This window comes from Martinezella tropici (assembly GCF_003287875.1).
GTDB lineage: Bacteria > Pseudomonadota > Alphaproteobacteria > Rhizobiales > Rhizobiaceae > Rhizobium > Rhizobium tropici_C.
Map to the genome: position 1 here is coordinate 277,601 of NZ_QMKK01000025.1, position 12,721 is coordinate 290,321.

Annotated in this window: 11 protein-coding genes; 7 read left to right on the top strand and 4 right to left on the bottom strand. The window is 60.7% G+C overall.

Annotated features, from left to right (window positions below; all coding sequences use genetic code 11):
* The first annotated feature begins 30 nt into the window (after window positions 1-30).
* Both DQ393_RS09415 and DQ393_RS09420 read left to right on the top strand, forming a co-directional pair.
* Entirely contained in the window at window positions 31-699 is a 669-nt protein-coding gene (locus DQ393_RS09415; RefSeq protein ID WP_112341471.1) for a response regulator, read from the top strand.
* Complete coding sequence (locus DQ393_RS09420) at window positions 689-2,101, top strand: sensor histidine kinase (RefSeq protein WP_112341472.1); 1,413 nt, start codon at window positions 689-691, stop codon at window positions 2,099-2,101. The genes DQ393_RS09415 and DQ393_RS09420 overlap by 11 nt, the downstream gene beginning before the upstream one ends.
* A gap of 348 nt (window positions 2,102-2,449) precedes the next feature.
* On the opposite strand, the gene DQ393_RS09425 is transcribed toward DQ393_RS09420, so the two are convergent.
* From DQ393_RS09425 to DQ393_RS09435, 3 genes are all read right to left on the bottom strand, one after another.
* Window positions 2,450-3,331 (bottom strand): ABC transporter permease, encoded by an 882-nt coding sequence (locus DQ393_RS09425; protein WP_112341473.1) that lies wholly within the window; start codon window positions 3,329-3,331, stop codon window positions 2,450-2,452.
* A 13-nt stretch (window positions 3,332-3,344) separates the two neighbouring features.
* Window positions 3,345-4,163, bottom strand: coding sequence for an ABC transporter ATP-binding protein (locus DQ393_RS09430; protein ID WP_112341474.1), 819 nt, complete (start codon window positions 4,161-4,163; stop codon window positions 3,345-3,347).
* Window positions 4,164-4,284: 121 nt separating this feature from the next.
* A complete protein-coding gene (locus DQ393_RS09435) occupies window positions 4,285-5,298 on the bottom strand; it encodes an ABC transporter substrate-binding protein (protein WP_112341475.1) in 1,014 nt (337 codons plus the stop codon).
* Window positions 5,299-5,494: 196 nt separating this feature from the next.
* Here DQ393_RS09435 and DQ393_RS09440 point away from each other — a divergent pair, with 196 nt between their 5' ends.
* The 3 genes from DQ393_RS09440 (at window position 5,495) to DQ393_RS09450 (ending at window position 7,224) form a co-directional block, all read left to right on the top strand.
* On the top strand, window positions 5,495-5,968 hold the full coding sequence (locus DQ393_RS09440; RefSeq protein ID WP_348628005.1) for a hypothetical protein: 474 nt from the start codon (window positions 5,495-5,497) through the stop codon (window positions 5,966-5,968).
* A gap of 205 nt (window positions 5,969-6,173) precedes the next feature.
* Window positions 6,174-6,632 (top strand): helix-turn-helix domain-containing protein, encoded by a 459-nt coding sequence (locus DQ393_RS09445; protein WP_112341476.1) that lies wholly within the window; start codon window positions 6,174-6,176, stop codon window positions 6,630-6,632.
* A 352-nt stretch (window positions 6,633-6,984) separates the two neighbouring features.
* Window positions 6,985-7,224 (top strand): hypothetical protein, encoded by a 240-nt coding sequence (locus DQ393_RS09450; RefSeq protein WP_112341477.1) that lies wholly within the window; start codon window positions 6,985-6,987, stop codon window positions 7,222-7,224.
* A gap of 207 nt (window positions 7,225-7,431) precedes the next feature.
* Here the strand turns inward: DQ393_RS09450 and DQ393_RS09455 are convergent, their stop codons facing one another.
* On the bottom strand, window positions 7,432-8,109 hold the full coding sequence (locus tag DQ393_RS09455; RefSeq protein WP_112341478.1) for a TetR/AcrR family transcriptional regulator: 678 nt from the start codon (window positions 8,107-8,109) through the stop codon (window positions 7,432-7,434).
* Between the two features lie 144 nt (window positions 8,110-8,253).
* Between DQ393_RS09455 and DQ393_RS09460 the strand changes: the two genes are divergently transcribed.
* Both DQ393_RS09460 and DQ393_RS09465 read left to right on the top strand, forming a co-directional pair.
* Window positions 8,254-9,513, top strand: coding sequence for an efflux RND transporter periplasmic adaptor subunit (locus DQ393_RS09460; protein WP_146758972.1), 1,260 nt, complete (start codon window positions 8,254-8,256; stop codon window positions 9,511-9,513).
* 8 nt (window positions 9,514-9,521) lie between these two features.
* Complete coding sequence (locus tag DQ393_RS09465; protein WP_112341480.1) at window positions 9,522-12,668, top strand: efflux RND transporter permease subunit; 3,147 nt, start codon at window positions 9,522-9,524, stop codon at window positions 12,666-12,668.
* Window positions 12,669-12,721: the final 53 nt, after the last annotated feature.

Genomic DNA, 12,721 nt, shown 5'->3' on the forward strand with positions numbered 1-12,721 from the left:
CCCATCCGATACTTGCTGTATAGTTGCTTCATGAGGCTCCTGATCGTCGAAGACAATCGCGAACTGGCGTCCTGGCTCGGCAAGGCGCTGCGTCAGGCGCAATATGCCGTCGACATCGCCTATGATGGCGAGGATGCCGAGCATATGCTGAAGGTTGCCGGCTATGCCGTCGTCATTCTGGATCTGTCGCTGCCGAAGATGGATGGTTTGACGCTGCTGAAACGCCTGCGCCAGAGCGGCAATAAGGTGCCGGTCATCATTCTGACGGCCAATGCCAGCCTCGACGGGCGGGTCGCCGGGCTCGACAGCGGCGCTGACGATTATCTCGCCAAGCCTTTCGAGATCGCCGAACTCGAGGCGCGCATTCGGGCCGCCGTCCGCCGCGGCCATGACCGTGCCGCTCCCGAAATCGCCGTTGGCGATCTGCTGTTCGATGGCGGAACGCGGCAGTTCTATCTGGCCGGCGAATCCCTGGCGCTGACGCCGCGCGAACATGCCGTGCTCGAACATCTCATCATGAAGGCGGGCACGACCGTCACCAAGACGACGCTGTCGGAGAGCGTCTTCGGTTTCGACGATCTCGCCGATACCAGCGCCATCGAAATCTATGTGCATCGCGTGCGCAAGAAGCTCGAAGGCAGCACGGTACAGATCGCGACACTGCGCGGCCTGGGTTATCTCCTTCGCCATGCGCAGTGAAGCCTCCCCACCGACAGGGCTCCCGGGCCGCCTTGTCGGCGCGCTGACAACAAGCCTCCGGGCGCAATTGTTCGCCTGGGTGGTGCTGACGCTGATCGGCGCGATCTGCATCAACCTTTATCTCAGTTTCCGCTCAGCGGATGCGACGGCCGATCTCGTCACCGATCGCACGCTGCTTGCCTCGGCCCGTGTGATCGCCGAGGCCGTGCATGTCGATGCCAGCGGCACGGTGCAGATCGACATTCCGCCCGCTGCCTTGGAAATGTTCGACACGGGCTATGGCGACCGCGTCTTCTATCAGGTCGTTACCGCATGGGGAAATCTCGTCGCCGGTTTCCCGGACCTGCCGCGGCCGAAGCGGGATCTGATCGGCGAAGACAGGACGTTTCGCTCGGACGGCGTCCGCGTGCTCATGTTGAGCCATCCCGTCGTCGGCCTCGATCAGGACAGCACGATCTCCGTGGCGGTCGCCGTCACACACAACAGCCAATACGCCATGCGTCGCAGGCTGTGGCTCTCGGATTTCACCAAGCAGCTCGCCCTCGTCCTTCTTGCCGGCGTCGTGACCATTATCGGCCTGCAGCGGGGCCTGGCGCCCGTACTCCGGCTGCGTGACGCGGTGCGCGCACGCGGCCGTCAGCGCCTGGATCCGCTGGATCCCCATATGGTGCAGAACGAGCTTCGCCCGCTCGTCCATGCGCTGAACGATCACATGGAGCGGGTGCAGAACCAGATGGCGGCGCAACGCCGCTTCGTCTCGAACGCCGCCCATCAGCTGCGCACGCCGCTGGCGCTGATTTCGACGCAGGCGAGCGTGGCCGCGCGTGAAGCCGATACCGCCAGGCGCGACGAGGCGCTGACGGCATTGCGTTCCAGCACGCGGCAGGTGACGCGCCTTGCAAGCCAGCTTCTGACGCTTTCGCGCGCCGAGCCCGGCAGCCGCCGGCCGCGCAACGACACCATCGATCTCGCGGAAACCGCCCGGCGCGTGCTGGAAACGCTCGCCGAAGAAGCCTTGCGTCGCGACATCGATCTCGGTCTGGAAGCGGACGAAAAGCCGGTACATATCGAAGGCGACGGCACCATGCTGCGCGAGATGCTGGTTAATCTCGTCGACAATGCGCTGCGCTACACGCAGGCGGGCGGCCGCGTGACGGTCGGCGTCGGCCGCGAAGGCGATACGGCCCTGCTATGGGTCGAGGACAACGGCCCGGGCATCCCGGAGGCCGAACGCTCGCAAGTCTTCGAACGCTTCTATCGCATCATGGGCACGGAGCCGGAGGGCAGCGGCCTCGGCCTCGCCATCGTCCGCGAAGTGGTCGATGGCGCCGGCGGCTCGGTCACGCTTGGCGAAGCGACGGGCGGCGGCCTGTTGGTCCGCGTGCGGCTGCCGGCCGTTTGAGAGTGTGGACGGCGCTGATGGAGGGATAGTCCCCTCTCCCGCCCGCGCAGTAGGACAATCGCATATGGGGTGGATCAGCACGGGAAATTCCTTCTCCCCAGCGGGGAGAAGGTGGCCCGAAGGGTCGGATGAGGGGGCTGGCTGAGTTGAATTCATTGATTTTCGTAGTCGTGGTGGACACCCCCTCATCCGCCTGACGGCACCTTCTCCCTGAGGGGAGAAGGAGGGCGGCGACGACTTCAGTTCATATGCGATACCCCTGACCTGCGGTGAAAAAGCCTTCGACACGAAAAAAGGCCGGGCGAAACGCCCGGCCCCTGGCCTTGGGAGGTGCCAGTAATTGGCTGCTTAATGCGTGTCGAGGCTCTGCTGCGGACGCCAGCGGGTGATGCGGTTCTCGATGAGCGTCATCACATATTCGGCGCCGAGCGTGACAATCATCACCAGGATGATCGCGGCATAGAGGCCGGCGGCATCATAGGTGCCCTTGGCGATCGAGATCAGGTAGCCGATACCGGCCAGCGACCCGACGAACTCGCCGACGATGGCGCCGATGATGGCGAAGGAGAAGGAAATGTGCAGGCTTGCAAAAATCCAGCTCATCGCCGAGGGCAGGATGACGTTGCGGGTGACCCGCCAGTTCGAAGCGCCAAGAATGCGGGCATTGGCAATCATGTTGCGGTCGGCTTCGCGAACGCCCTGGAAGGCATTGGCGAACACGACGAAGAATACCATGATGAAGGCGAGCGCCACCTTCGACGCCAGGCCGAGACCCATGATCATGACGAAGATCGGCGCGAGAACGACGCGCGGGATCGAATTGATGGCCTTGATGTAGATCGAGAGGATGTCGGAAGCGAGCTTGTTGCGGCCAAGGGCGACACCGACAAGGACACCGGTCACCGAGCCGATGATAAAGCCGATCAGGGCTTCTTCCATGGTGACGCCGAGATGATACCAGAGCGAGCCGCTCTCGGTGCCATCGACGATCCACTCCCAGAGGCGCAGTGCGATGCCGTAAGGGCTCGAATAGAAGAACGGATCGATCCAGTGCAGGTCGGAGGCGAGCTGCCAGAGGCCGAGGATGGCAAGCAGAATGCCGACCTGCCATGCCTTGACGACATACTTGCGACGAGCGAGCGCCTTCAACGCTGCGGCTTCGATTTCCGCGTCCGAGGTGCCGGCGCGGAAGATCGGGGCATTGCCTGCTTCGAGAGCTGTGTTTGCCATGATCAATCCTCCCTTATGCCGCTTCCGCGGCACGGCGATAGCTGGTTTCGACCTCTTCGCGCAGGTCGTCCCAGATCGTCTTGCAATAATCGATGAAGTTCTGCTCGTAACGGATTTCCGAGACGATGCGCGGGCGCGGCAGGTCGATCGTATAGACCGATTTGACCGTCGCGGGGCCGGCCGTCAGGACATAGACCTTGTCGGCCAGCGCGACGGCTTCCTCGAGATCATGTGTCACGAAGACAACGGACGCCTGGCGCTCGGCCCAGAGCTTCAGCAGTTCTTCGTGCATCACCGTGCGGGTCTGTACGTCGAGCGCCGAGAAAGGCTCGTCCATCAGCAGGATTTCCGGCTCGTTGATAAAGGTCTGCGCCAGCGAGACGCGCTTGCGCATGCCGCCCGACAGCTGATGCGGATAGTGATGCAGGAACTTCGAAAGGCCGACGCGGGCAAGCCAGTCCTTGGCCATCTTCTCAGCCTCGGCCTTCGACTTGCCGCGAAACAGCGGGCCGGCCATGACGTTTTCAATGACATTCTGCCAGGGGAATAGCGCATCCGTCTGGAAGGCGAAGCCGACGCGCCGGTCGATGCCGTCGACCGGGCCGCCCATCAGGCGGACCTCGCCGGCGCTCGGCTTGGCAAGGCCGGTGACGAGATTGAGCGTCGTCGACTTGCCGCAGCCCGTCGGCCCGACAACGGCGACGAATTCGCCGCGCTCGACGGTCATGTTGAAATCGCGCAGTGCGGTCAGCGACTTTCCGGTCGGCGATACGAAACGGCGGCTGACATTGATGAGTTCGATCGCCGGGGTACGGCGTTCATCCTGTTGCATGGTGCTGATCCTGACGCGTGCCTTCAGGGCGTGCACGCAAAGCCCAGTGAACTGCAAAGTCTCTTGAACCGCCGCTTCCGGAACCTGTCGGAAAACTGGCCGGAAGCGGCGTCATGACTGCTTACTTGACGTTCTTCACGAATTCCGTCGTGTAGGTCTTCGACAGATCGATCGTCTTGCCCTTCACATTCTTGGAGAACTGCGAGAGCACGGCGAGAACCGTCTTCGGACCATCTTCCGGCATCACGCCGTCGGCCGTGAACATTTCCTTGCCGGCGTCGAGAGCCTTGATGTAGCCCTCCTTGTCGCCGACGTAGAAGTCCTTCGGCATCTTGTCCGCGATCTCGGCGCCGGAGTGGGTATTGATGAAGCGCAGCGTCTTGACGAAGGCGTTCGCAAGCTTCTGCACTTCTTCCTTATGGGCGTCGACCCATGCGGCATCCATATAGAGAGAAGCGGCCGGATAGGTACCGCCGAGCGCTTCCTCGGTGCCCTTCAGCGTGCGCAGATCGACGAGAATCTTGGCTTCGCCGGTCTTTAGCAGGCGCGAGATCGTCGGCTCGGTGGTCATGCCCACCTGGATGGCATCCTGCTGCATGGCGGCGATGAAGGTCTGGCCGGCGCCGACCGGAACCGGCGTGATGTCGGCCGGGGAGAGGCCCGCCTTCGACGCCATGTAGAGCGTCAGGAAGTTCGTCGACGAGCCGAGGCCGGTGACGCCGGCGCGCTTGCCCTTCAGGTCAGCGAAGGACTTGATATCCGGATATTTGGCCGAAACGAGCTCGACTTCGCCCGGTGCCTGGCTGAACTGCACGACGGACTTGATGAACTTGCCCTTGGCCTGCAGGTCGACGCAGTGGTCGTAGAAGCCGACGACACCCTGAACGGCGCCGGCCAGCAGCTGGTTTTCGGCGTCGACGCCGGCGGATTCGTTGAGAAGCTCGACCTCGAGGCCTTCATCCTTGAAGTAGCCGAGGGATTCGGCGAGCTTGGCCGGCAGGTAGATCTGCTTTTCGTAGCCGCCCACCATGATGGAAATCTTGTCGGCAGCATTGGCGGCCGTGGCTGCAAGCGAAGCAGCTGTCATGACGAGGGAAAGGGCTACGGTATGAAAAAAGGTGCGCGATGGACGCATCAATGTCTCCTCCTGTTTTATTCTTGCGCCATACGACGCGCGGGAAAGGCGCTTCCTCCACGAAGCTCAGCAAACCTAGCCTGGGCAACCTTTCAGTCAGCTTTCAGTCCGGAATCTTCCAATACAAAGCTCGACTTTTGTTTCAGCGCCGCCGGCAAGGCAAATCGGGTGGGCGATGCCCGCTTACGCAACCAGGATGGATGTGAAGGGAAAACAGGCCTTCCTGGAATGTCGCCGGCAACTGGCGTACCTTTCAGAAAGGCACCGTTTTCAGCCTGCATCCGTCGAAAGCACTCGCGCGACCTTGGCGATTCCCTTCAGGCAACTACTTATGATTGATCGTCGCAAGGAGGTGCGATCCATGAAAGCAGCAGCCGCAGTCCTGATTCTGACAACGATAGCGACAGCCGAGCCGGCAACGGCCATCTCGCGCTACGAGTCGTCGAGCAAAACGTGCGCGTCCGTGCAGCAACTGATCGCCAGCGAGCGCGCCGCAATATTTCGCTATCCTTCCCGAGGCGGCCGTATCGTGCTGTATGACCGGTACGTTGCCGATGACGGCCAATGTGGTTCGGGAGACTATGCCGCTCGCGCCTACGTCCCGACGAAAGACAATCCGCTCTGCCCGGTGCATAACTGCAAATCGTCTTCCATTTTCAATCCGCATTAGCGCGCTGATACGCATTGATGCTTCGGATTTTCTGTGGGTATGTGACGATGGGATTACAAAATATTACAGAAAATGACTCTCGGTTGAATTCTACCCATATTTAACGCACATTTTGCGGGCAGATAGAGCACCCGAATCCTACTTCCGGGTCTCGCGAAGTAAGGTGATATCCGCTAGGTCCCCTGTTTGATAAGGAGATTGCGCAGTGAGTGCAAAAGTACCAAACCCGATCGATGCCTATGTTGGCTCTCGCGTGCGCACGCGTCGACTTATGCTCGGCATGAGTCAGGAGCGGCTCGCTGAGCAAATTGGCGTTACCTTTCAGCAGGTCCAGAAATACGAAAAGGGCACCAATCGCATCGGTGCCAGCCGGCTGCAGGCGATAGCTGGCGTGCTGGCCGTGCCGGTTGCCTTCTTCTTCCAGCAGGACAATACGCAGCCGCTGAACACGGACGGCCTCGGCGCGATCAACGGCCTTGAGGATCTGTCGGAGTTCCTGACCTCGAAAGAGGGCCTGAATCTCAACAAGGCATTCATGAAGATCAACGATCCCAGCGTCCGCCAGTCGGTGCTGACGTTGATCAAGTCGCTGGCGAATGCGTCCGATTCCCTGACGGACCATGTGCCTCGGACGGCGAACATGTCGGCAAGCCTTCGCAACTGACCTCCGGCCTCCCGGCAAACGGGCCGCGGGCATGTGCCTGCGCCAGCCTGAAACATGCTGTGAGACCTCGCATCCAGGCCCGCTGCCGAACCGTCCCGTGGACGGCGGCGGCGGCCGAGGTCATGCCGCATTAGGCTTCCGGCACCAGGATATTGCTTGCCGTGCTTTTCGCCGGTCCGCGCTTCAAACCGTTTCACTCCCTGAAATTGCAAAGTCAAGATTTTGCCGCAATCAGGCCTCGTGTCACGCTGCGTGTCACGCGCCAAGCTGCAAAACATCCGTTACGCTTTGCTCATGTTCCCGGACCAGACACGATTCGTCTGCCGGGAACGGCGGCAATAGAGGGCATGAAATGACAGCATTACTTCCGATCGGAGCAGCGCAGCAGGATCCAGACTCGCTCAAGGAACTGGCATCAATCGCTCGGCTCATCACCTATGCAAGGCAGAGCGCCAAGAACCTGAATGCGGAATTCCCGGTCTGGTGCCTGGATTTGGCACTGGGGGCCGTGTTGCAGGAAATGTATGCAAATGGCTTGCCGAATCCCTTGTTCGACGAGGGTACGGAGACAGCAAACGTGGTGGCACACTGAGCTGATCGATTCCGGCTTCCACCGGGATCTCGAACAATGCCGATATGGTTTCAACCAGCCATATCGGCATTGTTGCTTTGAGCAGGAAGGCTGCCGGGCGGACGGGATAAAACAACACCAGAAAAATGCGCAGCGGCTTTCCGTCCGGAATTGCGATAAATTGATGAGATGGAACGGCTCGGAAATTCCGTGAAAAACTGAACCGCTCTAACGAGCATCCTTGCGCGGCTGCACGCCCGCGACGAAAATCGAAATGCATTGGCGCAAATGGCGCAGCCGCGTTTCGCGGTCCGGCCAGTCGCTCGGATGGCCAGGTTTGGAAATCATGGCACCGAAGATCATGTTCATCAGCATGCGCGCGCCGCTGGCCACATCGGCAATCTCGATCAGGCCGCGTCTTTGCTGCTGACTGAGCCAGTCGGCAAGCATCTGCTGCGATTGCTTGGCGCCATACGTGTGCAACAGCGTCGCAATCTCCGGGAATTGCTGCGCTTCGCTGATGGAAAGATGGATGAAAGCCTCGCGTTCGCGCTCCTGGGCTTCATCCATATCGATCATGAAGATCTGCTCGAGCGCCTCGACGAGGGGTAGATTCTCGTCGGGATCGCGCGGAAGGGCCAGCATGGATGCCCGGTGTTCGGCAATGATCGCCTTGAACAAGTCAGCCTTGCTCGGAAACAACTTGTAGAGGGTCTGTTTTGAAATCCTGCATCTGGCGGCAACGAGATCCATCGTCGTACTGCCGTAACCAAGTTCATAGAAGGTGGCACGCGCCACCCCGACGATCTCCGCGCGGCGCGCGTCGTCATTTGCGGTTTTCGGGCGGCCGCGCGGTCGTCGCCTGGCGGCCTGATCTGCCTTGCCTGCTCGTTCTTTTGTCAGCACTTCCGTCTTGGCCCCAACAGCCGAATGCGATTGACATTTGAAGCAGTATAAATATTTTCGGTACGACTTGGTACTGTAAATAAGGCAACAGGAAATAGCAACGTGCGAAAGCCCGCCAATCCCACTTCTGCGCCCACATATGCGATGGTATCCAACCGCTTTTCAGCCGGCCGCACCTCGACGACCGTCGCGGGGATTGCCCTCGCGATGTTGCTGGCCGGCTGCAACCAGCAGAATACGGCCCAAAACAACGCACCGGCCGTCAAGACGGAAGTCAGCGCGATGTCGCTGCATCCGCAATCCGTCGCAATCACCGCCGAGCTGCCTGGCCGCACCAGCGCCTATCTCGTTGCCGAAGTGCGGCCGCAGGTCGGCGGCATCATTCGCAGCCGCAATTTCAAGGAAGGCAGCGAGGTCAAGGCGGGCGATGTGCTCTATGAAATCGATCCCGCCTCGTATCAGGCATCCTATGACAGCGCCACCGCCGCCTTGCAGAAAGCGGAAGGGGCCGTGCCGAGCGCGCAGTCGAAAGTGGATCGTTATAAGAGCCTCACCGCACAGGACGCCGTCAGCAAACAAAATCTGGACGATGCACTTTCCGCTTTGGCTCAGGCGAACGCCGACGTGGCATCGGCGAAAGCGGCCCTCGAAACGGCACGCATCAATCTAGACTACACCAAGATGCGCGCGCCGATCGGCGGCCGCGTCGATGCGTCCGCGGTAACGGTCGGCGCTCTCGTCACAGCCGAGCAAACGACTGCGCTGACCACCATTCGCCAGCTCGATCCCATCAATGTCGACGTTACCCAGTCGAGCACGAACCTGCTCGAATTCCGGCGTGCCGTCGCCGAGGGCCGATTGAAGACCAGCGGCGACAACGTTTCCGTGCATCTCACGCTCGAAGATGGCAGCCAGTATAAGGAAACCGGCAAGCTGGAATTCGCCGAATCCTCCGTCGCGGAAACCGTCGGCACAATTACGGTGCGCGCCGTCTTCCCCAATCCGGATCGCGTGCTGCTGCCCGGCATGTATGTTCGCGCGACCATTCAGGAAGGCATCGCCGAAAACAGCTTCCTGGTGCCGCAACGCGCTGTGACGCGCAACACCAAGGGCGAACCGATCGCCATGTTCGTAACCGCCGACGGCAAGGTGCACCAGCGGGTTCTGAAGGTGCAGCGCAGCATCGGCAACAGCTGGCTGGTGAACGAAGGTTTGGCCGATGGCGATCGCGTGATCGTGGAAGGCACGCAGCGTGTCCGCGACGGCCAGGAGGTCACCGTCTCGCCAGTGACCATCGACGATGCGACCGGTGAAGTGAAGCAGGCCGCCGCCGACAGCAAGCCTGCCGAACAGGCCGCATTGGAAAAGACCGACACCAAGAACGCCTCCGGCGCTCAGAAGTGAGGTAGATGATGTCTCGTTTTTTCATCGACAGGCCGATCTTTGCCTGGGTCATCGCCATCGTCATCATGCTCGCCGGCGCGCTTTCGATCCTCACCTTGTCGATCTCGCAATATCCGCAGATCGCGCCGACCACGGTCAGCATTTCCGCCACCTATTCCGGTGCCGATGCCGCAACCGTCGAAAACTCGGTGACCAAGGTCATCGAACAGGGCATGACCGGTATCGACAATCTCGACTATATGACATCGACATCGACATCGACCGGCCAGGCGTCGATCTCGCTGACCTTCACCAACAAGGCCGATCCCGACGTCGCGCAGATGCAGGTGCAGAACAAGCTGCAGCTCGTCACCGCCCAGCTGCCGACGACCGTGCAGTCGACCGGGATCATCGTTTCCAAGTCGACATCGAACTTCCTGATGGTTGTCGGTTTCGTGTCGACCGACGGCAAGCTCAACTCCAATGACCTCGCCGACTATGTTTCCAGCACGCTCAACGATACGCTCAAGCGCATCGAAGGCGTCGGCAACACACAGATTTTCGGCTCCGGCTATGCGATGCGCATATGGGTGGATCCGGACAAGCTTGCCAAATATCAGCTGATGGTGAGCGACGTCACCAGCGCGATCCAGTCGCAGAATTCGCAGGTTTCGGCTGGTCAGATCGGTGCCCTGCCGCAGCGCAAGGGTCAGCAGCTCAACGCGACCGTAACGGCCAAGAGCCGCCTGCAGACGCCGGAGCAGTTCGAAAACATCATCCTCAAGAGCCAGCCCAATGGCTCGCTGGTCCGTCTCAACGATGTCGCCACCGTCGAGCTCGGAGCTGAAAGCTATACGACCTCGAGCACCTATAACGGCCATCCCTCGGCCGGTCTTGCCGTCATGCTCGCGTCCGGCGCCAATGCCATCAATACGGCGGAAGCCGTGCGGACGACCATCGACAATCTGAAGCAGACGCTGCCGCCGAATGTCGAGGTGGTCTATCCTTACGACACGACGCCCTTCGTGAAGCTGTCGATCGAGGACGTGGTCAAGACGCTGTTCGAGGCCATCGTGCTCGTCTTCATCGTCATGTTCGTCTTCCTGCAGAACATCCGCGCCACGCTGATCCCGACACTCGCTGTTCCGGTCGTCCTGCTCGGTACTTTCGGCGTGCTCTCGCTCTTCGGCTATTCCATCAACACATTGACCATGTTCGGCATGGTGCTCGCCATCGGCCTTCTGGTCGACGACGCCATCGTCGTCGTCGAAAACGTCGAGCGCGTGATGGAGGAAGAAGGATTGTCGCCGCGCGAGGCGACAATCAAATCGATGCAGGAGATCACCGGTGCCTTGATCGGCATCGCCACGGTATTGTCGGCCGTGTTCATCCCGATGGCCTTCTTCTCCGGTTCGGTCGGCGTCATCTACCGCCAGTTCTCGGTGACGATCGTCTCGGCGATGATCCTCTCGGTCATCGTCGCCCTGATCCTGACGCCGGCCCTTTGCGCCACCATCCTGAAAAAACCCAAACACGGGGCGAAGGAAAAGGGCGTCTTCGGCTGGTTCAACCGCAATTTCGAGCGCGCGACGCATCGCTACCAACGCAGCGTCCACGGCATGATCCGCCTCACCATCGTCTTCCTGCTGGTATTCGTCGCAATCGGCGGTGCGGTGGCTTACCTGTTCAACCGGCTGCCGAGCTCCTTCCTTCCGGATGAGGATCAAGGCATCCTGCTGACAGCCATCCAGCTCCCCCCAGGCGCTACGAATTCGCGCACATGGACCGTGCTCGATCGGGTGAAGGACTATTATCTCAACAACGAGAAAGACTATGTCGAAGGTGCATTCGCGGTCGCCGGTTTCGGCTTCAGCGGCCAGGGCCAGAATGTCGGTATCGTCTTCGTCCGGTTGAAGGACTTCGACCAGCGCAAGACGCCGCAGTCGAAGGCGCAGGCAATTGCCGGCCGCGCCATGGGTGCCTTCTCGAAGATCAAGGACGGCAACGTCTTCGCGCTGGCGCCTCCGGCGATCCCCGGTTTCGGCAGTTCGAGCGGCTTCGACTTCTTCATCAAGGATATCAACGGTGCCGGCCATGCCGCATTGATCCAGGCCCGCAACCAGTTGCTCGGCGCCGCGGCAAAGAACCCAAAGCTGTTCGGCACCCGTCCGAACGGCCAGGAAGATACGCCGCAATATTCCTTGAACATCGATCAGGAAAAGGCGAGTGCGCTCAATATCGCCCTTTCCGACATCGACACGACCTTGTCGACGGCTTGGGGCGGCACCTATGTCAACGACTTCATCGACCGCGGTCGCGTGAAGAAGGTTTACGTACAGGCCGACAAGAATTTCCGCATGCAGCCGGAGGATTTCGGCCGCTGGTACGTGCGCAACTCCGGTGGCGACATGGTACCCTTCTCGGCCTTCTCGAACGGCCAATGGAACTATGGTTCGCCGCGCCTCGAGCGTTATAACGGCTCGTCCGCCGTCGAAATCCAGGGGTCAGCAGCGCCGGGCGTTTCCTCGGGAGACGCCATGAACGAGATCGACAAGATCATGGCCAGCCTGCCGCCGGGCTTCAGCCACGAATGGACCAGCCTCTCCGCCCAGGAAAAGCTCTCCGGCAACCAGGCAAGCCAGCTTTATGCCATCTCCATCCTGGTCGTCTTCCTGGCGCTCGCCGCCCTTTATGAGAGCTGGTCGATCCCGCTTGCCGTCATGCTGTCGGTGCCGATCGGCATCTTCGGCGCCTTGTTGGCTGCAACCCTGTTCGGTCAGTCGAATGACGTCTACTTCAAGGTCGGCCTGCTGACGACCATCGGTCTGGCGGCCAAGAACGCCATCCTGATCGTCGAATTCGCCATCGAGCAGCAGAACCAGGGCAAGAACCTGATCGATGCGACGCTGGTGGCAGCCCGCCAGCGCCTGCGGCCGATCCTGATGACCTCGCTCGCCTTCATCCTCGGCGTCATGCCGCTGGCGATCGCCAACGGTGCCGGCTCAGGCAGCCAGAACTCGATCGGCATCGGCGTCATGGGCGGCATGATCTCGGCGACCGTGCTCGGCATCTTCTTCATCCCGCTGCTCTTCGTCTCGGTGCGCCGCATCTTCAAGGGCAAAGTCGTGCCGACGGCAGCGGACACTCCCGCGACCGATACCGGGAGCACGCACTAACGAAACATAGCTCGCCATCGGTATCGAGAAGCGGCTTGAACCAAAAAGGGCTC